The organism is Blastococcus sp. DSM 46786 (assembly GCF_900109665.1).
Classification (GTDB): domain Bacteria; phylum Actinomycetota; class Actinomycetes; order Mycobacteriales; family Geodermatophilaceae; genus Blastococcus; species Blastococcus carthaginiensis.
Genome location: NZ_FOAO01000029.1, coordinates 24,023 through 49,292, shown reverse-complemented (window position 1 = coordinate 49,292; position 25,270 = coordinate 24,023). Strand labels below are relative to the sequence as shown.

The window sequence follows — 25,270 nt, the reverse complement described above, 5'->3', positions numbered from 1 at the left end:
GGCTCTTCACGATCGAGGGTGTAGTCGGGGCCTGAACCCGCCGGTCTCGAGCAGGCTTCTGGCGATGTAGTTGGTGAGGTTGCGGAACCCGAGTGCGGATCCTCGGAGGTGCTCGAGTCGTCCGTTGAGGGCCTCGGTCGGTCCGTTGCTGGTGCCGGGTCGGTCGAAGTACGCCAGGACGTCCTCGGCCCGCTTCTTCAGCGTCCGCCCCAGCGTGATCAGCTCGGTCAGCGCGGCCGGGACGCCGCGGCCGAGCGCGTCGATGAGGGTGGTCATCAGGCGCCGGCCCTTGGCCCGGTCGGGTTCGCGGTAGGCGCCGATCATCCGCTGGTAGATGCTCCAGGTGGCCTCGACCTGGACGTGCTCGTCGGCGGCGAACAGCACGGTCAGCCGCTGCTGTTGCCGGTCGGTGAGCAGGTCAGCGCCGGTGTGCAGGACGCGCCGGGCGCGGTAGAGCGGGTCGTCCTTGCGGCCGCGGTGCCCGTGCAGGTCCTGCTGCACCCGACGTCGGCAGCGGTCCAAGGCGTCGCCGGCCAGGCGCACCACGTGGAAGGGGTCCATCACCGCGGTCGCGTCCGGCAGCTCCTCGGTGGTGGCGGTCTTGAAGCCGGTGAACCCGTCCATCGCGACCACCTCCAGGCCCGCGCGCCAGGCCTCGGGCCGGGCGGCGAGCCAGGTCTTGAGCGCCTGCTTGGAGCGGCCCTCGACCATGTCCAGCAGCCGGGCCGGGCCGGTGCGGTCCCGCACCGGGGTCAGGTCGATGATCACGGTGACGTACTTGTCGCCGAGGCGGGTGTGTCGCCACACGTGCTCATCGACCCCGAGCACCTGCACGCCCTCGAACCGATCGGGGTCGTCGATCAGGACCCGCTGGCCTTCGGCCAGGACGGCATCGTTGGCGGTGTTCCAGGCGACCCCGAGGCCCTCGGCGACCCGGGCGACGGTCAGGTGCTGGCAGACGATGCCTTCCAGCGCCCACCGCAGCCCAGATCGGGACAACTTGGCCCGAGGCTCGGCCGCCCGGCTGGTGTCCTGGCGCCACACGTGCCCGCACCCGGTGCACCGGTAGCGGCGGACCGTGACCAGCAGCGTCGTGGGGCGCCAGCCCAGCGGCTCGTGCGCCAGCCGCCGGCAGACGGTGTCGCGCGGCGCGCCCTCGCAGCCGCAGCGGCGGCACCACTGGTCGGGTTCCACCACGCGGCAGGCCAGCACCGCACGATCGGGCTCGAGCCGCTGCCCGAGCACCTCAAGGCCGAGCTCGTCCAGTCGGCAGAACGTGGTCAGATCAGGGCGAACGAAGCCGCCCACAGCGGTAGCGTCAGGCACGTCGAGGTCTTCCGGATGGGCGGCGTAGGAACCTCCATCCTTGGAAGGCCTCGACCCCTATCCGGACACCGACGCGCGGCTCACCCCTACACCCTCATCTGCGAAGAGCCAGCAAAGGCTGGGCAAGATCGTTGACCTTGATCGCGTGCCCAGCAGGCAGGGGTGCGATCTCCGTCGACCCGCTGAATCGCAGCGGCCGACTGAGAGGACCTCGACGTGCCTGACGGCGTCCCGGCCACCCCGGCCGGCATCACGCCGTTGATCCCACCTGACTGGTGCAAGGCGACACTCGTTCCGCACGCACGCCGTCCTGGCACCTGCTTGACAAGCAGCGCGCTGTGGCGACTGCCCAACCCAATCACCCCCGAACGGTCCGCGCCGTCAACAGGACGGCAACACCGGGGTGGACGAGATGGACAAGCAGTCGGACGCGGCGATCGCGCGCCGGGCCAGTGGTCGCGCGGCGGCTGTAGAGGCCGAGCTGCGACGGATGCGCAACCAGGAGCGCAGCCGGGAGTGCGGCTACCACGCTCACGGCGATTGCCCGGCACAGCGGCCAAGCACGGACTGCGGATGCGAGCACGCGCCCCGCAACCGACTCGGGCGCCGCACAGGGCCCGGGCCGCTCGACCCGAGCTGCCAGCGCCCCCACGCCGTCACCTCCGAGCTGGTCACCGGTCCCTGCCCGGCGGAGATCGGCGCGCAAGTCGTGCACGCCGGCTACTACGACTGGGCCTGGGAGCAGTGGCCGCACCTCGAAGAGAACCAGGTGTTCGTCTGGCGGGCGATCGTGGCTGACCCGACGCTCGAGGAGGGTCTGGCGCTCGTCACCAGCCAGTGGCGCCGGCTCAGCGAGCTGCGCGACCTCAGCCAGCTGAGCCTCGCCAAGCTCGGCGGCAACGCCGCCCAGTTCATCGCCTACTCCCGCGCCACCGGCTGCCACACGCTGCGCGAGGCCGACGACGCCGAACTGGCGCGCGACTGGATCTACGCCGACATTCGCACGGCCGACGGATACGGCCCGCCGCAGCTGCCCACGCTGCACAACCGTCGCGCCGCCCTGCGGCAGCTCTACCGCACCGCCCGCAGCCTCGGCCTCGCGGACGGAGAGCCGACTCTGGACCTCGAGCTGCCCAAGCGCGAGTACAACGGTCTGCGAGCACTCCTGGACGAGGAGATCGCCGACTGCCGGTCTGCGTCGATCGAGACCCCCTGGGAGACCGCCCAGCCGGCCGCATGGGCTTTGGCCGAATGCGGCGCCACTACCGCCGAGATCGCCGCCTTCCGCCCGTGCGACATGCGCGACGGGCAGCGAGTGCAGCTGCACGGCGGCGCCCATACCCGCCCGCGCACCCTCACTGCCTCCCAGTGGCAGTGGGAGCAGCTCACCGGCCGCGTCAACGCTCTGCGCCAGCACGCCGACTTCGACCAGACCCGACCGCTGGTCTACCGCGGCGATCGCGACGGGCGCACCGACACCAGCCCGGTCTCGGCCGTCGGCCAACTGCTGCGCGCGGTGCTCGACCGCGCCGGCCTGTACAAGGCCGATGGCTGCACGCAGCGCTCCATCACCGCCTGGGCCGGCCGCCGCGCCTACGAGGAGCACCAGCGCATCGAGGACGCCGCCAACTTCCTCGGTCTGACCAGCATCGACCGCGCTGCCCAGCTCATCGGCCACGACTGGATGACGGACGCCGAGCCGACCCAGGACGACGCCGCGGCGCAGGACACGGAGATCGCGCCGTGACCACGCGACGCGCCGCGGTCGCGAAACGGTCGCGCAAGCCCCGCGGTCCGCTGGAGTACTCCGACCTCGAGGCGATGGACGCTGCCCTGACCGCTCCGCATGCCGTGGCCATGTTCGCCCGGCTGCCCGGCGCCAAGGACACCGGCCGCAGCCGCGACTACCCCGAACCCGTCTACCTGGGCTTCGAGCTGGTCAAGGCTGTCTTTAGAAGCGCGCGGCGCACCGAGCACAACCTGGGCGACGAGCAGATCTGGCACCGGTTCCTCGACGCGCTCATCCAGGCCGTGCCGGACGACCGACGGCTCAAGGCGCTCCGGAACTCCGAGCAGGAACCCATCCGCGCCTTCCACTACCGCTACGCGGCCAGGACCTGGCTCAAGGAGGTGCTGGAGGACCTCAAGGAGGCGTTCCGCGACGCCGCAGCCGAGCTCGCCCAGCAGCTCGGACAGTGCACAGTGGACGGGCCCAGCACGCCCAACCGACCGCAGCTGTGCGGAGCGACGAAGTGGGACGGGCACGTGATGAAGCCCCTACACACCCGCCGCAAGGTCGTCGACGAGGAGACCGGCGAGGTCACCGAGGTCCTGGGGGACGCTGACGCCGACGACTTCAAGACCGGCGCCGGGTGGAAGCACGGCCTCGAGTTCGTCTACGGCCTCACCGGCGGCAACGGCAACGAGTGGAGCCAGGTCGTCGTCGACTTCGACTGGGTCGGCAAGCACGGCCTCGAAGTCGCGACCGCCGAGAAGCGGATGGTGGCCGTGAAGGAGCGGCTACCTGGGATGGACGCCGTCCTCTACGACGCCGCCATGTCGGGTGAGGTCATCGGCCGGCTGTCTGGCGACCTCGGGCTGGCCGTCGTCTCTCCGGTATCGGCAGCCAAGGCGGCAACCGACGACAAGCCCAGGGTCGAGAAGTCGAAGTTCATCCGCACCTACACGCATCAGCACAACGGCCGGGACTGCCAGCACTCCCTGTACTACTACGGCGGACGAATCGTCGAAACTGGCAAGCGAGCCGGCGACGGCAGCCTCCCCGTTCGCGAACTCCGCTACCTCGGAGCCCGTCGCAAGGTCAACCAGGCGGAGCTCGACCGTCGTGAGGCCGAGAAGAACGGCACCACGTCCACACGGCGTGCCCGTCGCGGTGGCCGCGACGTCCCCGTCCATCAGTGGTACGCCGAGTACGAGATGCAGTGCGGCGACCACGTCGACGTCATTCGCGAGCGCACCCTCACGGACCTGACCCTCGACAAGATCAACCGCAGCGAGAACGTCCGCCAGGTTCCGCCCGGCACGTGCTTGTACAAGGAGCTGTACCCGCACCGGTCGAGCATCGAGGGCTTCAACAGCTGGGTCGACGGCCGCTTCTGGCTGCGCCGGGCCCGCTGCAAGGGCGCCGACCGCCAGCAGCTCGAACAGCTCGGCATGCTTTGCCTGTACAACGCGCTCGTCTGGCGAGCCAACCAGCACCAGCTCGCGCCACCGGACGCGCTGCCCGACGCCGCGTAGCGGCCCTCAGCCTCGCCGTCAGCCCCACCAACTCACGCACCGCCCCGCCACCGCGCCCGGCGGCAATCCAGCCTGCCCTGGGGCAGGGCCATCGCCGTCCACCGAGCCGCGGAGCCCCCGACCGGGCGCGATCGCGCGCCCCCGCAGCCGCCGGACCCACCGCGCGCTACCCTCTACACGGACTGGAAGCCCGGTTGATCTTGGCTGGCCTTGATCAACTCGGTTTTCTCACAGTGGCCATACGGGTTTTGTGACACGTATTGGCACACAGTCACGCGGGTGTAGCTCAATGGTAGAGCCCCAGCCTTCCAAGCTGGCCATGCCGGTTCGATCCCGGTCACCCGCTCCACGAACGCCCGCCGCTCCCCGCCGACGGCCACCAATCCAGCCAGGACTCGACGGCGCGTACGACCTCCCGCACCGCCCGCCGGGGGCGCCGAGTACCGGCGGCGGGGGCCGTCGGTGGCGTTCACCCACACCGTGGTCGAGCCGGAGTTCGAGGGCCGGGACGTGGGCTCGGCGCTGACCCAGGGAGCGCTGGACGCCGTGCGATCGGAGGGTGCGTCGGTGCTCCCGTTTTGCATGTTCATCCGCAGCTGGATCCAGCATCACCCCGCCTTCGCGGACCTCGTGCCCGAGGTGCGCCGGGCGCAGTTCGGGCTGCGCGCACCGACTCTTCCTGAGGTCGGCGGCGGAACCAGTTCCCGGCGCGACACCGTCCACCAGGCATGGACGCTGTTCCTGCCCGCGCCGTACATCGCCTGCTCGCCCCGGCCGCACTGATCCTGGCCCTGCTCGTTGGCTGCACGGGCCCGTCCGGCAGCGAGTCGAGCAGCGCCGACGGCGCCGCCAGCGGTGGTGCGGTCGCCCCGGTGCCCGCACTCCCGGGCAGCGACGAGGCGGCGCCCGACCGGCAGGTGGTCACCACCGCCAGCGCCTCCCTCGCCGTCGACGATCCGGCCGAGGGCGCGCAGCAGGTGAGCGACCTGGTGGAGTCCGCCGGCGGGCGCGTCGACGAACGCACCGTGCGGGCCACCTCCGGCGACGGCGGGGTCGAGGGCACGGTCGCCGACCTCGTAGTGCGTGTGCCGGCCACGGCGCTCACCGGTTTCCTGGCCGACCTCGAGGAGCTCGGCGACGTCGGAAGCGTCTCGGTGTCCCGTTCCGACGTCACCGCCACGGCGGTCGACCTGGACGCCCGGATCACGGCACTGCGGTCGTCCGTGGCGCGGCTGCTCGCCCTGATGGACGACGCGGCCACCACCGAGGCGCTGCTGGAGGCCGAGCAGGCGCTGTCCCAACGCCAGCAGGAGCTGGAGTCGCTGCAGTTTCGGCGGGCGGTGCTGGCCGACCAGGTGGAGCTGTCGACCCTCCGGGTGCACCTGAAACCGTTCGGCGTCGCACCGGCCGGCGGGCCGGACGGCTTCCTCGACGGGCTGGTCACCGGGTGGCGGTCGCTGGTCGCGGTCACGGGTGCGACCGTCGTCGCGATCGGCGTCGTCCTGCCCTGGCTGGCCGTCACCGCCCTGGTGGCCGCCGCGGTCCTGGTTCCGGTCCGAAGGGCGCGGCGACAGGCCGCGACCCCACCCCCGGCGGCCCCGTCGCCCGCTCCAGAGACCTGATCAGCTCCTCCTCGCGTCCTGCCCGTCCGGAAACCGGTGGGCCTCGAGCTGGTGGAGTTCGATGAACTCGCGTGGCCCGTGACAGCGGGCGTCGAGCCCCGCCCGGTAGCGCCGGAAGCTCTCCGGCCAGCGCGTCGGTGGCGGCATCCCCCGGCGGAACGCGTGCAGGTAGGGACCGGGGTGGTCGTCGGCGGCCTGGTCCTGCTTTTCGGCCAGGGTGATGCCCCTCCTGGCCGCCGGTGTGGTCACCGTGACCGGGTCGGTGCCACCCGACTGCGCCGGCGCGGCGTCGGCGCTGTCGCAGACGATGCAGGAACTCATCGGCGCTCGGGGCGTCGCCGCCCTGGGCAGCCGGCCGCTCGCGGCCGATCCGGAGCTCAACCGGCCGCGACGGTGAACTCCGCGGTGGCCACGGAGCTCTCGAACTCCCCGAACCGGAGGGAGACCTGCATCCGCCAGGTGCCGGCCGCGGGGAGCACGACCGACGCGGTGTAGCGGCCGGCCGCCGCGAAGGTCAAGGGGACGGCACCCAGGTCCAGGGCGTCCGACGACACCCGCACCGAGAGCGACTGGACGGTGCCGGCCGGCCCGCCGGAGGGGTCCTGCACCTCGATGGTGAGGGTGTTCGCACCGACCGCCTGCGGAGAGAGGGCGGCCCGCACGACGACGTCGTCCAGGCGCACGGTTTCGACGCCGCTCCCTCCCGTGCCGGCGGAGGCGGCGAGGGCCACCGAGCCCTCGGGGCTCCGGTCGACCAGGAACCCGGTGACGAGCACGACGGCGACGAGGACCGCCGCCTCGGCCGCGGCCGACCGGGCGACGAGGCGGGCGCCGGACCGGCGGTCGGGCTCGCGGGCCGCCCGGTGGACGCGGGGCAGCAGCCGGAACCTGTTCCAGGCCGCGATGACGACGGCGATCACCGCCACCCCGATCTTGACCAACAACAGCAGGCCGTACCCGGTGCCGGTCAGCCCGTCCCAGGAGCCCACGATCCGCCAGGCCAGCAACGACCCGCTGACCACCAGGACCGCCAGGACGGCCGCCGCGAAGCCGGAGAACCGGGCGAGCACCTCGGCGGCGGCGCTCCCCCGCCCGGCGAGCTCGGGCACGCTCAGCGCCAGCCCGACGAGGCCGCCGAACCAGACGCTGCCGGCGAGGAGGTGCAGCACGTCGACGCCGACGGCCAGCACCTCCGGCGACGCCGCCCGGGTGTGCCCGGTCCAGGCCGGGGCCCCGGTGGCGACCACCGCCGCGGCCAGCGCGAGCCACCCCCGTCGCCGGCCGGGTCGGCCGCGCCCCAGCAGGGCCACGGCCGCGACCACGCCGCCGACGACCGCCCCGGTGACGCCGTACTCGGCGGCGGACAGCGACGACCAGGCCGCGCTCCCCGGGAACAGCGATGCGCCGGCGCCGAGCCGGTACGACGCGGTGAGCGGCAGCACCGCCAGCCAGGCCAGCGCCGTCGCCACGGCTCCGGCGCGGGCGAGCGCCGCGACCCGGTGCCGGGCCCGGTCCGAGGACGCGGGCAGGAACAGCACCGCGAACCCCACCAGCCCGGTCGCCAGGAACAGGCCCGCGTAGCCCACCCAGCGGACCAGGCTCAGCGCCGGCGGAGCCTGCTCGGGAGACGCTGCGGCGGCCGGGGGCGAGGCGACGTCGGTGCTGGCGGCGCCGACGGAGAAGCTGAGCGACCCGTTGATCGGATGCCCGTCCTCGGAGACGACCCGCCAGACGACGACGAGGGTCCTCTCCCCCACCGACCCGGGCAGGGCGACGACCAGCTCCTCTCCGCTGACCGCCGCCGACGACTCGATCTCCCGCCCCCGGGCGTCGAACACCTGGACGCCGCCCGGCACGTCGACGACCGGCCCGTCGAACGTGAACACGGCCCGGTCGGGCGCCGCGGCCAGCACCGCACCCTGGGCGGGCGCGGTGCCGATCAGCGTGGCGTGGGCGCGCGCCGGCCCCGCAGAGCCGAGCAGGAGCACCGGCACGGCCACGAGCACGGCGAGGACCGCCACCACGGCCCGCGCCGCCCGCCGGCCGCACGTGGGCGCACGGGGAGACGGCCGCGGCGCTCCCGGGCCCGGACGCCCCACGTGCCGACCGCCGTCAGCTGATGTCGGAGATGACGGTCTTGAGCTCGGTGAAGTCGTCGAGCCCGAAGGATCCGAGCTCGCGTCCCCAGCCGGACTCCTTGAACCCACCGCGCGGCAGCACCACGTCGTCGGCGTGCCACGTGTTCAGCCACACGGTGCCGGCCCGTAGGGCCGCGCCCGCCCGGTGCGCCCGGCCCGAGTCGCGCGTCCACACACCGGCAGCCAGCCCGTACCGGGTGTCGTTGGCCAGCCGGAACACCTCTTCCTCGGTGTCGAACGGCGTCGCGGTGACCACCGGCCCGAAGACCTCCAGCCGCTGCATCGGGGTGTTCTCCCCGACGCCGGTGAGCAGCGTGGGCTGCATGAAGAAGCCCTCGTCGCGGCCTCGGGAACCCCCGGCCACGGCGGTGGCGCCGTCGGCCATGCTGCGCTGGACGTGGCCGAGCACCATCGCCTGCTGCTCGGCGGTGATCAGCGGCCCCATGTCGGTCGCGGGGTCGAAGCCGTTGCCGAGCGTGATGCCCCGGGCGACCTCGGCGATCCCGGCCACCACCTCGTCGAACACCTCGCGCTGGACGTAGAGGCGCGAGCCGTTCACGCAGCACTGGCCCTGGTTGAAGAACCCGGCGTGCGCCGATCCGGCGACGGCCGCCGGCAGGTCGGCGTCGGCGAAGATGATGTTGGGCGCCTTGCCGCCGAGCTCCAGCGACACCTTCTTCAGGTTGCCGGCGGCCGCCGCGACGATGCGCTTGCCGGTCGCGGTGGAGCCGGTGAACGCGACCTTGTCGACGTCGGGGTGCGCGACGATGGCCGCCCCGGCGTCCCCGAACCCGGTGACGATGTTGAGCACGCCCGTCGGGAGCCCGGCCTCGAGCAGCAGCTCCCCCAGCCGCAGGGCCGACAGCGGCGTCTGCTCGGCGGGCTTGAGCACCACGGTGTTCCCGGCCGTCAGCGACGGGATCACCTTGAAGCACGCCATCGTCAGCGGGAAGTTCCACGGGACGATCGCGCCGACCACACCGACGGGCTCACGCACCGTGTAGGCGAGGTAGGTGCGGTCCTCGGTCGACATCGGGATGGTGGTGCCCTCGATCTTGGTGGCCCAGCCCGCGAAGTACCGGAACAGCTCGGCCGCGACGCCGACGTCCCCGAGGGCGCTGGCGATCGGCTTGCCGTTGTCGAGGGTCTCCAGCTGGGCGAGCTCCTCGGCGTGGGCGTCGATCAGCTCGGCGGTGCGCCAGAGGAGACGGGCGCGCTGCCGCGGCGTCGTGCGCCGCCACGCCGAGCCGGGTTCGAACGCCGCGCGGGCGGCCCGGACGGCGCGGTCGACGTCGCCCTCGTCGGCCCGGGGAACGCTGGTGAGCACCTCGCCCGTCGCGGGGTCGAGGGTCTCGAAGGTGCGGCCGGACGCGGCCGGCACCCACTCGTCGCCGATCAGCATCCGCCGCTCGGCGGAGAGGAAGGCCGACACGGCGGGCAGCAGGTCGGTGCGGGGCAAGGTGGTGGTCACGAAGGCCTCCGGAGGTCTCGGTGCGGGCTGGTGGCGGTCGGGAACAGGTCTCTGCGGGCGGCAGGGGGCGGCCCGGTGGTCATTTGAGGACGTCGAGCTTGGTTCGGTCGATCGTCACGGCGACCGCGCCGATGATCAGGACGCCGTAGATGATCGATTCGAATCCGGCGTCGACCCCGATCAGCGACAGGCCGACGCGGAGGACGATGACGATGAGCGCGCCGATGACGGTCCGGCCGATGCCGCCGAAGCCACCGGTGATGGCGGTGCCGCCGACGACGACCGCGGCGACCGCGGGCAGGAGCAGCGTGGCGCCGAGGCTCGGCGCGCCGCTGAAGGTCCGGGCGACGAGGAGCACGCCGGCCAGACCGGCACAGGCGCCCGACGTGGTGAACGCCGCCACCTTCACCGCGCCCACCGGGATGCCGGCGAGCCGGGCGGCCTGCTCGGCGTGGCCGACCGCCCGCACCCACCGGCCGGCGGGGGTCAGGCGGAGCACCGCCCCGAGCACCACGACGGCGCCCAGGGCGATCAGCACCGCGCTCGGCAGGCCGGCCACCGTCGTGAAGGCCCACCGGATCGCGTCGACGTCGGTGACCGGCACGGTCCTGGCCCCGGAGATGACCAGGGCGATGCCCGACCACAGGGCCAGGCCACCCAGGGTGACGATGAAGGAGTTCACCTTGGCCTTGACGTGCACGAGGCCCTGCACCGCCCCGGCGAGCGCGGCGACGGCGATGACCGGCACGGCGGCGGCCGCCCCGAAGAGCGGGATCCACAGCGCGAACAGCACCGAGGACAGCGCCGCCAGGGCGGCGATCGACAGGTCGATGCCCCCGCAGAGGATGACCACGGTGACCCCGATGGCCAGCACCATCAGCGGCGCGGCGCTGTCGGCGATGGCCAGCAGGCTGTCCGGCGAGAGCAGGTCGGGGTTGCGCGTCGACAGCGCCAGCAGGAGGAGCACCAGCACGGCACCGGGCATGAACAGCAGCGCCAGGTCGCGCCGGGACCGGCGGCCCGCCCCGGGGGCCGGCCCGTCGTCGTCCCGCGGTCCGGTCGTCTCGACAGCGGTCTCGGTCACACCATCGCCTCCATGATCGCTACGGGGTCGGGCTTGCCCCCACGGGGCGCGTCGAGGCAGGCGGTGATTCGCCCGTCCTTCATCACCAGTACGCGGTGGCTCATGGCCAGCGCCTCCTCCAAGGTGTCCGACAGCAGCAGGACGGCGCAGCCGGAGCCGGCGAGCTCGCGGATGAGCTCGTAGACCTCCGACTTCGCGCCCACGTCCAGCCCGCGGGTCGGGTGGTCCAGGATCAGCAGGCGCAGCTGCTCCGAGACCATCCAGCGGGCGAGGACGACCTTCTGCTGGTTGCCGCCGGACAGGGTGCCGATGGCGGTGTCCCCCGACGGCGTCCGGATGCCTAGACGGCGCACCCAGGTGTCCACCAGCGCGCGCTCGCGGCGCCCGTCGATCACCGGCCCTCGGCAGACCGTGCCGACGTGGGCCATCGACATGTTCTCCGTGACCGACATGGAGCTGACCACGCCCTCGGTGCGCCGCTCCGACGGGACGTAGCCGACGCCGGCGAGCACGGCCGCGCGAGGCGAGTCCAGCCGCAGGGGCTTGCCGTCCAGCAGGACCTCGCCGCGGGCCCCGGGCACGGCCCCGAACAGGGCGCGGCACAGCTCCTCGCGACCGGAGCCCTGGACGCCGGCCACACCGAGGACCTCACCGGCGCGGATCTCGAAGGAGGCCTGGGTGCACCCGGCCGTCTGCAGGTCCCGGACGGACAGCCGCACGTCTGCGGCCGGCTGCTGCTGGGCGTCGTCGTGGTAGTGGCTGCCGGTCGACTCGCGCCCGATGAGCAGGTGGTGGAGATCGGTGGCGTCGACCTCGGCCGGGTCCACCTCCGCGACGACGCGGCCGTTGCGCAGCACGTACACCCGGTCGGAGATCTCCAGCACCTCGTCGAGGCGGTGGGAGACGAACACGACCGACGCCCGCTCGCGCAGCCGGCGCACCTGGGCGAAGAGGGTCTCGACCTCCTCCCGCTCCAGGACGCTGGTGGGCTCGTCGAGCAGCACCACCGGCTCGTGCGCGGTGCGCTCCTCGAGCGCCAGCACCTTGGCCACCTCGACCATCTGCCGCTGGGCGAAGGTCAGGCTGTCGGTGCGGGCGCGCGCGGAGACGGTCGAACCGATCTTGTCCAGCTGCACCTGCGCCAGCTCGGCCATGCGGCGCCACCGGAACAGCCCGCCGCGCACCCCTGAGCCCTCGGCGCCGAGCAGGATGTTCTCGGCGACGGTGATGTTGGGGACCAGCGACTGCTCCTGGAAGACCATGCCGATCCCGACGGAGGCGGCATGGGCGACACCGCGCAGCCGGACCTCCTCGCCGCGGACGACGATCGAGCCGGAATCGGGCTGCGCCAGGCCGACCAGCGACTTCAGCAGGGTCGACTTGCCGGCCCCGTTCTCGCCGATGAGCCCGACGACCTCACGGGGGCGCACCTCGAGGTCCATGCCGTCGAGGGCCAGGACGCCGGGGTAGCGCTTGGTCAGGCCGCGCACGGCCAGGACCGGAGAAGTTGCAGCGGCCGGTCGCACGTGGTTCGACATCACTTGACCACTCCCAGACGGCGGCGCACGGGCCAGGTGGCGACGGCGACCGCGAGGACGACGATGACGCCCTGGACGGCCTGTTGGACGTAGGGGCTGACGCCGGTGAGGATCAGGCCGTTGGCCAGCACCGTGAGGGCCAGCACGCCGATCATCGACTGCAGGACACCGCCGCGACCGCCCGAGAGCAGGGTCCCGCCGATGACCGCCGCGGTGATGGCCGCGAAGTCCGTCCCGGCACCGGCCTCGACCACACCCGAGCCCAGCCGGGCGGTGAGCATCACCGCGCCGAGGCCGTAGAAGGCGCCGGCCACCCCGAAGGCCAGCGTCTTGTACCGGGCGACGGGGACGCCCGACAGGAGGACGATGTCCTCCGCTCCGCCGATGGCCGCGGCGTACCGGCCGATGCGCGTCCAGCGCTGGATGGCCCAGCCCAGCGCGACGGCCGCGACGGCGATGAGGCTCATGACCGTGAACCCGGCGATCCGGTGCGATGCCCACGCCCCGAGGCTCTCGTCGAGCACCACGGGGCGGACGCCGGCGAACAGGATGGTGGCGATGCCCAGGCCGATGGCCGACATCCCCAGCGTCGTCATGAACGTCGGGATCCGCAGCCGGGTGGACAGCACTCCCGACAGCAGCCCGAACGCCGCTCCCAGCAGGATCGTGAGAGCGATCCCCAGCAGCCCGAGATCCTGGGTGTTCCGCGAGTTCGCGACGAGCAGGGAGACCGTCATGGCGCAGGCGCCGATGACGCCGGGCAGGCTCAGGTCGATCGCACCGAGCATCAGCACGAAGGTGATGCCGGTCGCGAGGACGGCGAGCACCGCCGCCGCGTCGATGATCTGCTGGAGGTTGCCGGCGGTGCGGAACTGGGGGCTGATGGCGGCGAACACCACGACCAGGACCGCCAGGGCGATGAGCGACGCCCGGGTCTGCACGACGTCGGCGCTTCGGGTCGCACGTGCCCGGCCGGACGTCGCGGCCGGGGCGTCTCCGTTCCCCCCGCCCGCCCCCGGGGCCGGCGCACCCGCGAGGGGCGCCGGCTCCAGGGTGCGGGTCGGAGCGTGCGGTGCGGTGTCGCCGGCCATCACGACGCGGCGATGGGACCAGTCGCGCGGCTGAACAGCGAGTCGCAGTCGAACTCCGACATGTCGAGCTGGGGGTCGGAGAACTCTCCGACGTTGTCCTCGGTGATGAGGAACTGCTCGGCGAAGAACGCGCGGTCCTCGGCGTCGATGCTGGCGACGTCGAGCTCGCCGGTGGCCGCGCAGTAGCCCATGGCCAGACCCACGGCGCCCTGCCACGGACCGTCGCTGGACACCGTCGCGGTCATGCTGCCGTCGGCGATCGCCTCGAGGGCCTCGGGGACTGCGTCGATGCCCGCGACGGCGACCCCGTCGACACCCGCGGCCTCCAGTGCCTGGACGGCACCCAGGGCCATGTCGTCGTTGGCGGCCCAGATGCCGCCCACCTCCTCACCGTGCTGCGTGAGCAGGGTGCGGGTGACCTCGAGGGCCGTCGCGCGGTCGAAGTCCGCGGTCTGGTCGTCGAGCAGAGTGATGTCGGGGTACTCCTCGAGCGCCTTCTGGAGGCCCAGGAACCGGTCCTGCGCCGCCGCGGTGTCGAGGATGCCCTGCAGGGCGATGACCCCGCCGCTGCCGCCCATCTCCTCGAAGAGGGCCTTGGCGATCTGGTAGCCGGACTCGACGCCGTCGTACGTCAGGTGGGCGACCCACCGGTCGTACGCGGTCGGGTCCAGGTCGGCCGGCTTGTTCCACTGCGTGACCAGCCAGGCGTCGGCACCGTCCGCCGCGTTCACGATCGGGGTCGTGTCGCTGTCACCGTTGGGCAGCGCGTTGATGACCGTGCAGGACGCGTCGCCCGAGGCGAGCACCTGGCGGATCTGCTCCTGTTGCTGCTGGGAGTCCCCGTCGTAGGTCAGCTTCTGCTGCTCGAGGCCGACGGACTCCGCGAAGGCATCGCCGCCCTCGAGCCACGCCGCCTCGTAGGGGTTGGTCTGGTTGCGGACCTGGCCGACCAGCGTGACGTCCTCGGGCGCGCAGGCCCCGGTCGAACCGGAGCCCTCCCCTTCCGCCTCCGCCGACGACTCGCCGCAGGCGGAGAGGGCGAGTGCCACGACGACGCTACCGATCAGTGCTGTGCCGCGAGAGCGGTTCATCCGTGCTGCCATGACGGGTCATCTCCTTTGTGATGCGCAGTGACCGGGGGCTCGTGCCCCCTGGTCGGGTCCTCTCCTCCAGCCGGTCGCACTACCTCGCCATCCATCCCCCGTCGACGACGAGCACGTGCCCGTTGACGTAGTCGGAGGCGCCCGAGGCGAGGAAGACGGCCGCGCCGACCAGGTCCTCGGGGCGCCCCCAGCGCCCCGCCGGGATCCGGCTGTCGATGCTGCGGCGACGTTCTGCGTCCTCGCGGAGAGGGGCGGTGTTGTCGGTCTCGACGTAGCCGGGGGCGATGGCGTTGACCTGCACCCCGGCGGCGGCCCACTCATTGGCCAGCGCCCGGGTCACCCCCGCGACGGCGTGCTTGCTGGCCGCGTAGGAGGTGACGCGCAGCCCGCCCTGGAACGACAGCAGGCTCGCGACGTTGATCACCTTGCCGGCGCCGCGCTCGAGCATCGGGCCGGCCAGGACCCGGGTGAGCTGGAACAGCGAGGTCAGGTTGACGTCCACGACCGCGTTCCACGCGGCCAGGTCGACGTCCACGGCGTCGTCCCGCGCGATCGTCCCGGCGTTGTTGACGAGGACGTCGACGGGCCCGGGCAGCCGGTCGAGCAGGTCGGCGCCGATGTCCGACGGGCGGGAGAGATCCAGGTCGACCGCGGTGGCGACTGCGCCGATGCCGGCCAGCGCCTCCCGCGTGCCCTCGCTGCTCCCCGGCCGTCCGGCCAGGACGACCTCAGCGCCGGCCGCGGCCAGGCCGACGGCCAGCGCGCGCCCGATGCCGCGCCCGGCGCCGGTGACCAGCGCGCGTCGGCCGGCGAGCGAGAACGCCTCCAGGGCGGAGGCCGGAGCGGCGGTCACAGCTCCCCCACCGGGACCGGGCCCAGGTCGGTGTACTCGTTGTTCTCCCCGGCCATGGCCCAGATGAAGGCGTAGGAACCGGTGCCGGCGCCGGCGTGCACCGACCACGGGGGGCTGATGACCGCCTCGCCGTCGTCGAGCCACACGTGGCGGGTGCGACCCGGCTCCCCCATCACGTGGAGGACACGGGTTCCCTCCTGGAGGCCGGTGTAGCAGTAGACCTCGGTGCGACGGTCGTGCAGGTGCGGGGGCATGGTGTTCCACACCGAGCCGTCGGCGACGACGGTCACGCCGATCTGCAGCTGGCAGGACGCATGCCCGCCGGGCCCCCAGACGTAGCGGTACAGGCCGCGGCGGCTGGCGCCGGCCTGGTCCCCGACCGCCACGGGCTCGACCTCGTGGTGGCGGAAGACGGCCGTCTCGCCGTCGGCGTGGGCGGTGGCGGACGCCAGGTAGAAGCGGGCGCCCTCGCCGCGGAACCCGACGTCGCGGCCGCGCGGCACGTACATGCCGTCGAGCCGGCCCAGCCGGTGCGCCTGCCCGTCGACGAGCACCTCGCCGTCGTCGCCGACGTTGACGATGCCGAGCTCGCGGCGGGCGAGGAACGGGCCCTCCCCGAGCACCGGGCTCTCGCCCAGGGGCAGCACGTCCGTGCCGACCGGGACGGCGCCGGCGACGACCATGCGGTCGTGGTGGGTGTAGGTGCCGCGGACCTCGCCGGGGACGAAGAGGCCGGAGACGACGAACCGCGCGCGCAGCTCTTCCGTCGTCGCGGTCTCGACGGAGCCGGGGGCGGCGGCGTGGCGGATCTCGAGCATCGGCCGGTTCTCGGCGGTCACGACGGAACTCCCAGGGTGTGTGGTCGGTGGGTGGGGCGGTGCTGGCCGGCGGTCGCGGCGGCGGTTGCGGCCAGCGCCGCGACCGCGTCCGCGCCGCCGGAGGCGTGCGCCGCGTCGAGCTCGCTGCCGATCGCGACGGCGAGGGCGCCGGCGGCCAGCCACTGCGGCACCTGGGCGACGGAGATCCCGCCCGAGGGCAGCAGCGGCACCTGCGGCATGACCGCGACGACGGACTTCAGGAAGGACAGCCCCAGGCCACCGGCCGGGAAGACCTTCACGACGGGGGCGCCGAGGCGCCGGCCGAGCGCGATCTCGCTGGCCGTCGCGGCGCCGGGGACGAACGGCACCCCGGCGGCGACCGCGGTGGCCACGACGTCGGGGTCGGTGGCCGGTGAGACCAGGAAGCGGGCGCCGGCGTCGACCACCGCGTGGACCTGGTCTTGGTCGAGCACGGTCCCCGCCCCGACCAGCACCCCGTCCGGGGCGCTTGCGGCGAGGTCCGAGACGAGTGCGACGGCGTCGGGGGTCGTCAGGGTGATCTCGATCAGGCCCAGGCCGCCGGCGATGCAGGCGCGGGCAGTCTCCCGCGCCGCGTCGGCGTCGTGGTGGCGGACGACGGCCACCACCCGGTGCCGGCCGAGCGAGGCGACGAACGACCCCGCCGTCGTCGACCCGGTCACCGGGCCACCCCCGGGCGCGGGGAGGTCTCGGGAGACAGCTCGGCGGCCAGCTCGCTGGCCAGCGGCAGCCCCTCGTAGTCGCCGCAGTGGCCGATCGCCCGGCCGGCGACCCACGCCCCGATGGCGAGCCGGGTCCGGATGTCGGCTCCGGTCAGCACGCCGTGCAGGTAGCCGACCGCGAAGCCGTCGCCGGCCCCGACCGGGTCCACGACGACCGCCGGGGACGGCTCCACCTCGGCGACGAGGTTGCCGTCGACGAACGCGACGGCTCCGCCGCGCGCGCCCTTCACCACGACGGTCGGCGCGCCGAGCCGGCACGCGTAGTCGTGCACGGCGGCTTCCTCGGCGGACCCGGCGCAGACGACGGCGTCGGACCAGCTCAGCAGGATGTGGTCGGCCAACGGGGCCAGCTCGTCGAACTGCCCGACCAGCTCCTCGGAGGTGCCCATCTTGTGGCGGAAGTTGGCGTCCAGCGACACCTGCACGCCGGCCGCCCGGGCGGCGGTCGCGGCCGCGAGCGCCGCCTTGCGGGGCCCCTCCCCCAGGGCCAGCGTCACCCCGGTCAGGTGCAGGACCCGGGCCCTGGCGACGAGGTCGAGGTCGACGTCGGACGCCTCCAGCGCCGATCCGGCGCTCATGGTCCGGTAGTAGAAGACCGACACGCGGGAGTCCCAGCGCTCCTTGAGCAGCAGCCCCGTGGGCCGGGAGACGTCGCGCTCCAGGCGGGAGACGTCGACCCCCTCGCCGCGGAGGGTGCGCTCGACCTCGCGGCCGAAGGGGTCGTCACCGACCCGCCCGATGAAGGCGGTGCGGTGGCCCAGCCGGGAGAGGCCGATCACCGTGTTGCTCTCGGCGCCCCCGACGGACTTCGTCAGCGTGCGGGCCGACTCGATGCGACCTCCGCCGCTGTCGAGGCCGATCAGGGCCTCGCCCAGCGTCGCCACATCCAGGTCCACCGCGTCATCCCTCGCTCGTCGACATCATCGTCACCGCTGTTCACGTATGCGAACAGCGTCCGCAACAGTGACCGGAGCCACTCAATCAATGCGTCGAACGGTTGTCAAGCATGTGAACGCCATCTGCTAATCTGGACGGCATGGTGGCTCAGCTCGGCATGGCCGATGGAGCGGATCAGACCACGGATCACCCGACGGACGACGTCGGCGCGACCGGCGACGAGTTCCGGCCGGTGAAGTCCGCGGCCCGGGTGCTCGAGGTCCTGGAGGCCCTCGCCACGGACGGCCCTCTCACGCTGCGAGACCTCGCGGCTCATCTGCAGGTACCCAAGAGCAGCATGCATGCGCTGCTGCGGACGATGCAGTGGCGGGGCTGGCTGGAGACCGACGCCACCGGCACCCTGTACGGCCTCGGGGTCCGCTCACTGCTCGCCGGCTCCGCCTACGTCGACAGCGACGCCGTCGTCCGCCAGACCGCCCCGGTGCTCGACCAGCTGGCCCAGCAGACCGGGGAGACGGTGCACCTCGGTCGCATCGAGGGGGGCGACGTCGTGTATCTCGCCAAGCGGGAGTCGACGCACCCGCTACGGCTCTTCTCCTCCGTCGGACGGCGCCTGCCGGCCCATTCCGTGGCCCTCGGCAAGGCGCTGCTCGCCGAGATGGCGCCCGAGGCGGCGCTCGCCTGCCTGCCGCCCCAGCTCGAGGCGATGACGCCGAAGACGATCACCGACCGTGCGCAGCTGCTCGAGGACCTCGACCGGATCCGGCGCACGGGTTACGCGATCGACGACGAGGAATCCGCCTCGGACCTGCGCTGCTTCGGGGTCGCCCTGCGGCAGCGTGCGGGCACCCGCGATGCGATCAGCATCTCCGTGCCGGTCGTCCGCCTGGACGAGGGGCGCGAGCAGGAGATCGTCGCGCTGCTCCTGCAGGCCCGGGCCGCGTTCAGCCACTGACCACCTGCTCGTCTCAGAAGGGGACCGCCATGCCGAACATCACCGTCGAACTCCTCCGCGGCCGTACCGTGGAACAGCGCCGCGCCTTCGCCCAGGCCGTCGCGGACAGCGCCGTGGAGATCCTCGGCGCCCGCCGCCAGGACGTCCGCATGGTCTTCACCGAGATCACGCCCGACATCGTCGCCAACGGCGGGGTGCTCGCCTCCGAGGACGACAGCCGCGCCGGGGTGGTCGCAGCCCTCGGCGACAGGGCCTGACCGCACTTCTCGAGCAGTCCCCCAGCCGGCCGGGCCCAGTGCCCGGCCGGCTTCGTCTCGTCTCGGCCCGGCGCCGGTAGCGGCACACCGGCGGCCGCGAGGGGCCGGATGACAGCGAGCACGTCGACGCCCCTGCCGAAGCTGCGGCAGGGGCGTCGACGTGTCATCCGGCGTCCCGACGGCCTGGTCCGGCCGATCGCGCCCGGTCCGGGCAGACCGGCCGGAGGGACACCACGGGGCCCGGAGGCTGTCCTCCGGACCCCGTGGGTGCTCTGGGCCTAGCCGACCTTGTAGCTGACCGTCTGCCGCACCGAGGCGGCCAGGTCGCTACCCCGGTAGACCACGGTCATCGTCCCGGAGTTCTTGGTCCGCTTCGGCAGCGTCACGACCACCGAACCGTCCTTCAGAGTTCCGGTGACCGTCGTGCCACCCGTGGCCGTGACGTCGACCTCCCCGGTGACCGGGATGTCGTCGGGGGCCGTGAGGGACACCGTGACGGTCGTGTTCTTCTTGTTCTTCACCGGCGCCCCCACCGTCATGGTCGGGGTGACCTTCTCCACCTCGACCGACAGGTACGTCACCGAGGGGGCGTGGTCCTCGTCGCCCACGTAACGGACGCTCAGCAGGTGCGACCCCGGGGGCAATGACTTCGCCGGCAGCGTGACCGTGGCCTGTCCCGCCGACAGGGTCGCCGTCCCGATGACCGTCGTCCCCTCCCGCACGGCGATCACCCCTTCGGCCGTCCCCGGGTTCACGGTCGCGACGACCGTGCCCGGCTGGCCGTAGGTGAACGTCTCGGCCGTGGCGACGGTCTGGGTGACCGCCGGCGGCGCAGCCCGCTCGACGGAGAGGCTGACCCGCACGGGTGCGGAGCCGGCCTGACCGTCGCTGGCCGCGTACGTGAAGAGGTCCTTGCCGCTGAACCCGGCGTCGGGGGTGTAGGCGAACGACCCGTCCGCCTCCACCGTCACCGTGCCGTTGACCGGCTGCGTGACGTCGATCGCCGTCAGTGCGTCGCCGTCGGCGTCGGTGTCGTTGGCGAGCACACCGGGTGCCGGAACGGTCAGGGCCACACCCTCCTCGGTGGTGTAGGCGTCGGAGACGCCGACCGGGGCGGTGTTCGGGGTGTCCGGCGGCTGGAAGAGCTCCTGGACCTGCTCGGCCGTGAGCTCGTAGCCGTACATCCGGAAGTCGTCGACGACGCCGTCGAGGTGCGGGTCACCCCAGCTGGTGTTGCCGATGAAGTTGGCCGTCGTGCCCCCGGCCCCGATGTCACCGATGTCGATGGTGAAGTCGGTCCGCGTGGCCTGCAGCTCCCCGTCGAAGTAGATCTTCCCGGTCGAGCCGCGCTGGGTGAACACCACGTGCGTCCACTCGTTCAGGGGCAGGTCGTTGCCCGCACCGAGGACGAGCCGCTCCTGGGCCGGCACGCCGGCCTTCTTGAACGTGGCGGCGAAGCCGGTGGCCCCGTTCGCCTGCGTGGAGGACTGCAGCAGGAAGAACTTGTCCGTACTGCTGCCGATCTGCACGTGCGGCACCCAGTTGGGCAGCGCGTCCGGCCGGATCCACAGGGACATGGTGAACTCGGTGTCCATGCCCGCCGAGATGTTGTCCGGCAGGTCGACGAAGTGCGGGGTCGCCGAGTCGCCACCGGGCAGCGACACCGCGGTACCGAACTGGCCATCCGGGGTCCAGGAGGTGTCGCCGGAGAGCACCGCCGGCCCGATCGACGGGTCGGTGCCGGAGTTGCCGGCCTCGGTGCCCGCGCCCTCGTCGAAGGTGTAGTGGACGGGGACGCCCTCGCCCACCGGCGGACGCTCCACGGCGTGGGTCACCGACCCCGTGGAGTCGCGCCAGCCCTCCGCGGCCAGGTACCGGACCTCGATCCCGTGGTCACCCGGGGACAGCGCGACCTCGGGGAACGAGACCGTCCCGGCGCTCAGCGCCACCGCGCCCCCGTTGCGCACCCCGTCGATCCAGAGCTCGGCACGGCCCTCGGCCGGCTGGCCGTCCTGGCCCTGGACCTCGGCCGACACCGTCAGCGGCTCACCGAAGGGTGAGGGCGACGCCGGGGCGACCGAGACCGCCGTGGTCGTCCGCAGCGCCGAACCCTCGGCGTGCAGCGCGGCCACGTCGGTTGCGGAGAGCGCGGACCGGTAGAGCCGGACCTCGTCCATGAGCCCGTCCAGCGCCGCGTCCGGGAACCCGTTGCGGCCGAGCCAGTTGTCGGCCGTCGCGCCGATGTCGGCCATGTCGATCGTCAGGTCGTCGCGGCCGGCGATCTCGACACCGTTGAGGTACAGCGTGCCGGTCGAACCGCTCCGCGTGAAGGCGACGTGGTTCCACTGGCCGAGCACCAGGTCCGTGGCCGGACTGGCGTAGACCCGCTCCTGCAGATCGGCACCGGGCGCCTTGAAGGTGGCCGCCAGCCCGGTCGGGCCGTCGGCCTGGGTGCCGGTCTGGATCTGGAAGAAGCCGTCGGTCCCGTTGCCGATGTGGAACAGCCCGGTCCAGTTCGTGCGCGGCTCGTCGGGACGGACCCAGAACGACGTGGAGAAGTCGGCCGCACCTCGGAGCAGGTCGTCCGGCAGGTCCACCGCGTTGGCGCGATCGCCACCCGGCAGGTCGAGGGCCGTGCCGTAGACGCCCTCCTCGGACCACGCGGTGTCGCCGGTGAGGATCGCCGAGCCGACGGACGCGTCGCCACCGGTGTTGGCCGCCGTGGTGCCGGCACCCTCCTCGAACGAGTACTGCACGGGCACGTCACCGGTGCCGGGCTCGGCACTGATGATCACGAGGTCGTCGACCACCATGCCGGCACCGGAACCCGGTCCGGCGAGGGTGAGCATCTCCGACCGGGCCGTCGCCGTGAAGGTCCCGACGTACGTGCCGAAGGTGACCTCCCGGCCGCTCTGCGACGGGTTGCCCGCCGCGGTCGCGGTGACCGTGGCGTCCAGCGACCCGACGGCGACCCGCGCCGTCGCGTCCCCGTCACCGGCAGCCGACCGGCTGTCGCGGGCGTAGCGCAGCGAGAGCCGATACTCCCGGCCGACGTCGAGACCGGAGATCCGGCGCTCGATGGTGCCGTCCGGGCCCAGGGCCAGGTGGTAGCCGACGTGGCCGAGACCACCGTTGCTCGGCGCCGTGGCCCGCACCAGCTGCACCGGGGCGACGATCTCCCACGGGGACAGCCGGCCGGCGCCCGGCGCGACGTCCACCACGGTCGGCGGGGTGGCGCTCCGCCACTCGGCGGGCACCCGCGGGTACTCGAACTGGTCGACGACCTGCGGCGTCCGCGTGTCCATCGGGACGGTGGGGTCGATCGTCACGATCGAGGCGACCGAGGGCGTCCCGTCGGCGTCGAAGACGAACAGCATGTAGGCACCGGGAGGCGCGTACGTGCCGTCCTGCGGGGCCGTGATGGTGACCGCGCCGGAACCGCCCTGCGTGAACTCCAGGTCCTGGAAGTTCTGGTCGTTGTTGAACCCGTGGGTCACCGACCCGTTGCGCACCAGGGTGACGCGGGAGACGTCACCGGACGTGGTGATGTCGAACGTCCCGTCGTAGCCGATGCTCTCCGGCGCCTCGAGGATCTCCGGGCGGACAGCCGGGGCGTCGCCGTCGAAGAGGTAGGCCGGCGAGTAGTACTCGACGTCGGTGTAGTTCCGCGGACCGGGGGTGCCGCCGCCACCGAGCATCACGCGCCCGTCGGGCAGCAGGAGCGCGGTGGAGTGGTAGAGCCGGGCGTGCTCGTGCGGCACGTCGACGGTCGTCCACTTCCCGGTCTCCGGGTCCCAGATCTCCGGGTTGGTCACGACGTCGTCGCGGCCGTTGTTCTCCCGGCCGCCGCCGGTGACCAGCACGTCCCCGTCGGGCAGGACGGTCGAGGTCGCCCAGTGGCGCTGGTAGCGCATCGGCTCGGTCGGGGCGATGACCGGGGCGGCCGTGCCGCCGGCTCCGGCGATGTCGACGGTGAAGCCGGCGCGCGCGCCGTCGGGGCCGCCGCCGTTGGCCCACCAGCCGCCACCGACCTGGAGGATCTTGCCGGGCCGGTACATGGTGGCGGTGGAGGTCGCGCCGACCGGGTTGCCGAGGTCGCCCTGGCTGGCGACGGACGCCGGCAGCGTGCCGCGCAGCGTCAGGGTGCCGTCACTGCTCGGGTCGAGCTCGAACATCTGGGTGCCGCTGATGTTGAACAGGTTGCCGTTGCCCGGCGCCACGAAGGCCCGCGGGTACCACCAGCGGTTCTCGTCCTGGCCCGCGTGGTCGGCGCCGCCGTCGCCGTAGGCGACCGAGCTGGTCGCGCCGGTGAGCGGGCGCCAGCCGGAACCCTCGTCGGCGGTGCGGATCTCGGGGGTGTGCACGCCGGGGCCGGCGACGCCGCGCACGCTGCCGCCCTGCACGACGATGTCGCCGTTCGGCATCGTCGTGCCCGTCGGGTACCAGCGCGGGTAGTTCATCGGGGCCTCGGTCTGCAGCCCGTTGTTCGTGGAGTAGCTGGTGACGCCGACGGCGCCGTTCACCGGGTCGTTGAAGTCGCCGAGGGTGTCGTCACCGCCGACGGTCATGGTCGAGTGGCGGTGCGGGTCCTGCACCTGCATGGCGCAGAACAGGTCGGTGTAGGTGGTGTTGGGGATCACCCCGTCGCGGAGGTTCGCCAGCGTGCGCGGGGTCGCGGGGTCCCAGACGTCGATCTCGAACTGGCCGCCCTGCGCGACGCAGCTGTTGCCGGTCCAGTCGTAGGGGTTCCCGTCGGTGCAGCCGGTCGACACGCTGCCGAAGGACTGCACGCGCCCGTCGGACGTCAGGGCCACGTTGATCGGCACCAGCGGCCAGGGCGTGACGCCGCTCCAGGCGCCGACCTCCTCCTTGACCGGCGGGGAGCAGTCCGCGGCGACGACACCGGCTGCGTACGCCAGGCCGTGGCGCATCTGCTGGAGCATGACCGGCTCGGCGTAGGCCGTGCCCTCGTGACCCATGGCCGTGTACCAGGACCGTCCCGCGTCGATCTCCTGGCACCACGTGATCGGGTGGGACGTGCCCTGACGACCGCCACTGGCGTCGGTGGCGTAGGACGCCTCGTCGGCCTCGAGCAGGGTGCGGACGTTCGGCGCCGGGTTGACCACCCAGTCGTACCACTCGTCGCTGCGGGTGAACTCCGAAGGGAGGCTCTGCGTGAGCGGGTGCGTCGGGTCCTTCACGACGACCCGACCCGGTCGGACCGCCGGGTTCTCGGGGTGACCCTCGGAGACGGCCCCGACGAGGCGGGCGTAGAAGGGATTGACGTCGTGCTCGGTCTGGCCGACCGACCACCCGGCGTAGTGCAGCCCCATGTAGCCGCCACCGCCGCGGATGAAGGTCTCGAGGGCCGCGCGCTGCGCGTCGTCGAAGAGGATGCCCCCGGTCTGCGCGAAGACCACCGCGTCCTTGTCCGCGAGGTTCGCGTCGGTGAAGGCACCGGCGTCGTCGGTCTCCTGGATCTCCACCGTCTGACCGGACGAGGCGCCGACCTCGGCGGCCAGCTGACGGACGGCTTCGCGCGCCTGCACGTGGGAGGCGTGGAAGTTCGGCTTGTAGAAGAGAACGATCTTGAGCACGCCGTCCACCGGCGCCGCGACGGCCTTGGCCGCCGATGCGATGCCGAGCATCCCGAACGCGAGCGCCAGTGACAGGAGAAGCGCGAACGATCGGCGGAGTGGCGCATCAGCGCGTCGGTGGACGGATGCATGAGTCGATGTCATTTAGGTCCCCTGGGCTCGATAGGAAGCCGGCAGTCAGGACCGACCCCTCTATGGGCGGGCACGCTAGGGGCGTGTCGCGTACAGCGTCAAGAACTCTGTCCCTACATATGAACTCGTTCCGAAACCTGTCCATGTATATGAACGACATCTGCCGGCGCGACGCTGCATGGCAGGCCCGCCGACCCGGGCACACCAAGCACCCCCACGCGGTCGGAGAGGGCCAGCAACGAGCCGATGCTGTCGGCAGCTGGTCCGCCGGCGAGCGGGAGACCGGCCTGCGCATGGGCGCCCTCGGCGTGCGCTCAGTCCTGCCGGCGACCGCCTGCATCGAGGCCAGAACAAGCGGCTCACCGACAC

The 25,270-nt window shown here is 72.8% G+C and carries 19 protein-coding genes and 1 tRNA gene; 7 read left to right on the top strand and 13 right to left on the bottom strand.

The window, feature by feature from the left end:
- Positions 1–6: 6 nt before the first annotated feature.
- The gene (locus tag BMW62_RS20835; RefSeq protein WP_091930298.1) at positions 7–1,326 is read right to left on the bottom strand and encodes an ISL3 family transposase; all 1,320 of its coding nucleotides are present in this window, start codon (positions 1,324–1,326) and stop codon (positions 7–9) included.
- Between the two features lie 403 nt (positions 1,327–1,729).
- On the opposite strand from BMW62_RS20835, the gene BMW62_RS20830 reads away from it, so the two are divergent.
- The 5 genes from BMW62_RS20830 to BMW62_RS20810 all read left to right on the top strand — a co-directional run bounded on the left by BMW62_RS20830 (position 1,730) and on the right by BMW62_RS20810 (position 6,206).
- A complete protein-coding gene (locus tag BMW62_RS20830; protein WP_139206331.1) occupies positions 1,730–3,073 on the top strand; it encodes a hypothetical protein in 1,344 nt (447 codons plus the stop codon).
- Positions 3,070–4,584 (top strand): hypothetical protein, encoded by a 1,515-nt coding sequence (locus BMW62_RS20825; RefSeq protein ID WP_091935248.1) that lies wholly within the window; start codon positions 3,070–3,072, stop codon positions 4,582–4,584. The genes BMW62_RS20830 and BMW62_RS20825 overlap by 4 nt, the downstream gene beginning before the upstream one ends.
- A gap of 275 nt (positions 4,585–4,859) precedes the next feature.
- A tRNA-Gly gene (locus tag BMW62_RS20820) sits at positions 4,860–4,933 on the top strand.
- Positions 4,915–5,367, top strand: coding sequence for a GNAT family N-acetyltransferase (locus BMW62_RS20815; RefSeq protein ID WP_091935246.1), 453 nt, complete (start codon positions 4,915–4,917; stop codon positions 5,365–5,367). The genes BMW62_RS20820 and BMW62_RS20815 overlap by 19 nt, the downstream gene beginning before the upstream one ends.
- Positions 5,313–6,206 carry a DUF4349 domain-containing protein gene (locus tag BMW62_RS20810; protein WP_091935243.1) on the top strand — a complete coding sequence of 298 codons (894 nt, stop codon included), beginning with the start codon at positions 5,313–5,315 and terminating at the stop codon, positions 6,204–6,206. Before BMW62_RS20815 ends, BMW62_RS20810 begins: the two co-directional genes overlap by 55 nt.
- On the opposite strand, the gene BMW62_RS22855 is transcribed toward BMW62_RS20810, so the two are convergent.
- The 11 genes from BMW62_RS22855 to BMW62_RS20755 form a co-directional block, all read right to left on the bottom strand.
- Entirely contained in the window at positions 6,207–6,527 is a 321-nt protein-coding gene (locus BMW62_RS22855) for a hypothetical protein (protein WP_170852500.1), read from the bottom strand. It abuts the gene before it with no gap.
- A gap of 56 nt (positions 6,528–6,583) precedes the next feature.
- Entirely contained in the window at positions 6,584–8,227 is a 1,644-nt protein-coding gene (locus BMW62_RS20800; protein WP_091935267.1) for a copper resistance CopC/CopD family protein, read from the bottom strand.
- 91 nt (positions 8,228–8,318) lie between these two features.
- Positions 8,319–9,815, bottom strand: a complete 1,497-nt coding sequence (locus BMW62_RS20795) for an aldehyde dehydrogenase family protein (RefSeq protein WP_244524196.1) — start codon at positions 9,813–9,815, stop codon at positions 8,319–8,321.
- 79 nt (positions 9,816–9,894) lie between these two features.
- The gene (locus BMW62_RS20790) at positions 9,895–10,899 is read right to left on the bottom strand and encodes an ABC transporter permease (protein ID WP_091935238.1); all 1,005 of its coding nucleotides are present in this window, start codon (positions 10,897–10,899) and stop codon (positions 9,895–9,897) included.
- Positions 10,896–12,389, bottom strand: a complete 1,494-nt coding sequence (locus BMW62_RS20785) for a sugar ABC transporter ATP-binding protein (RefSeq protein ID WP_211435223.1) — start codon at positions 12,387–12,389, stop codon at positions 10,896–10,898. The genes BMW62_RS20790 and BMW62_RS20785 overlap by 4 nt, the downstream gene beginning before the upstream one ends.
- A 47-nt stretch (positions 12,390–12,436) precedes the next feature.
- Positions 12,437–13,378 (bottom strand): ABC transporter permease, encoded by a 942-nt coding sequence (locus BMW62_RS20780; protein ID WP_211435222.1) that lies wholly within the window; start codon positions 13,376–13,378, stop codon positions 12,437–12,439.
- Between the two features lie 149 nt (positions 13,379–13,527).
- Positions 13,528–14,631: a sugar ABC transporter substrate-binding protein gene (locus BMW62_RS20775; protein ID WP_211435221.1), complete on the bottom strand. Its 1,104-nt coding sequence runs from the start codon at positions 14,629–14,631 to the stop codon at positions 13,528–13,530.
- A gap of 79 nt (positions 14,632–14,710) precedes the next feature.
- Positions 14,711–15,484, bottom strand: coding sequence for an SDR family oxidoreductase (locus tag BMW62_RS20770; protein ID WP_244524195.1), 774 nt, complete (start codon positions 15,482–15,484; stop codon positions 14,711–14,713).
- Positions 15,481–16,323, bottom strand: a complete 843-nt coding sequence (gene kduI, locus BMW62_RS20765; RefSeq protein ID WP_211435220.1) for a 5-dehydro-4-deoxy-D-glucuronate isomerase — start codon at positions 16,321–16,323, stop codon at positions 15,481–15,483. The genes BMW62_RS20770 and kduI overlap by 4 nt, the downstream gene beginning before the upstream one ends.
- Positions 16,320–17,003, bottom strand: a complete 684-nt coding sequence (locus BMW62_RS20760; RefSeq protein WP_170852499.1) for a bifunctional 4-hydroxy-2-oxoglutarate aldolase/2-dehydro-3-deoxy-phosphogluconate aldolase — start codon at positions 17,001–17,003, stop codon at positions 16,320–16,322. Before BMW62_RS20760 ends, kduI begins: the two co-directional genes overlap by 4 nt.
- Positions 17,000–17,959 (bottom strand): sugar kinase, encoded by a 960-nt coding sequence (locus BMW62_RS20755; protein WP_091935227.1) that lies wholly within the window; start codon positions 17,957–17,959, stop codon positions 17,000–17,002. Before BMW62_RS20755 ends, BMW62_RS20760 begins: the two co-directional genes overlap by 4 nt.
- 140 nt (positions 17,960–18,099) lie before the next feature.
- Here BMW62_RS20755 and BMW62_RS20750 point away from each other — a divergent pair, with 140 nt between their 5' ends.
- Both BMW62_RS20750 and BMW62_RS20745 read left to right on the top strand, forming a co-directional pair.
- A complete protein-coding gene (locus BMW62_RS20750) occupies positions 18,100–18,915 on the top strand; it encodes an IclR family transcriptional regulator (RefSeq protein WP_211435219.1) in 816 nt (271 codons plus the stop codon).
- A gap of 29 nt (positions 18,916–18,944) precedes the next feature.
- On the top strand, positions 18,945–19,172 hold the full coding sequence (locus tag BMW62_RS20745) for a tautomerase family protein (protein WP_091935224.1): 228 nt from the start codon (positions 18,945–18,947) through the stop codon (positions 19,170–19,172).
- Positions 19,173–19,450: 278 nt separating this feature from the next.
- Here BMW62_RS20745 and BMW62_RS20740 read toward each other — a convergent pair whose 3' ends face one another.
- Entirely contained in the window at positions 19,451–24,820 is a 5,370-nt protein-coding gene (locus tag BMW62_RS20740; protein ID WP_211435218.1) for a LamG-like jellyroll fold domain-containing protein, read from the bottom strand.
- Positions 24,821–25,270 lie beyond the last annotated feature (450 nt).